This is a genomic window from Psychrobacter sp. S1-30-MNA-CIBAN-0213, from assembly GCF_040309845.1.
In the GTDB taxonomy this organism is placed as follows: domain Bacteria; phylum Pseudomonadota; class Gammaproteobacteria; order Pseudomonadales; family Moraxellaceae; genus Psychrobacter.
This window is the reverse complement of the sequence record NZ_JBEOPE010000136.1, coordinates 1-250: the sequence shown is the minus strand read 5'-3', so window position 1 is coordinate 250 and position 250 is coordinate 1. Positions and strand designations below refer to the sequence as shown.

General features: G+C 45.6%; 1 protein-coding gene. It reads right to left on the bottom strand.

Going from position 1 to position 250, the window contains the following annotated elements; translation table 11 throughout:
- On the bottom strand, positions 1 to 250 hold a 250-nt coding region (locus AAEY87_RS14240; RefSeq protein WP_350657643.1), incomplete at both ends, for a translocation/assembly module TamB domain-containing protein.

Sequence of the window (250 nt, the reverse complement as noted above, 5' to 3'; positions counted from 1 at the left end):
CTTATTATCTATGCGACCTGTCACCAATGCATTCATGGCTTGTTGCTGGGTCAGTCCTGCATTGTTAAAGACGATAATATTGGGGCTTTCAGTCGTCCCTTGGACACGCAGACCAACTGTTTTGCCATTAATCGTTTTGGCCGCTTCAATACTCAGACTCGGTTTCATCACATCACCATTGAAACGCACTTGACCATAATTTAACTCTAGGCTTTGGCCAAAGGCATTGATGTTGGTACGGCGTGAGACC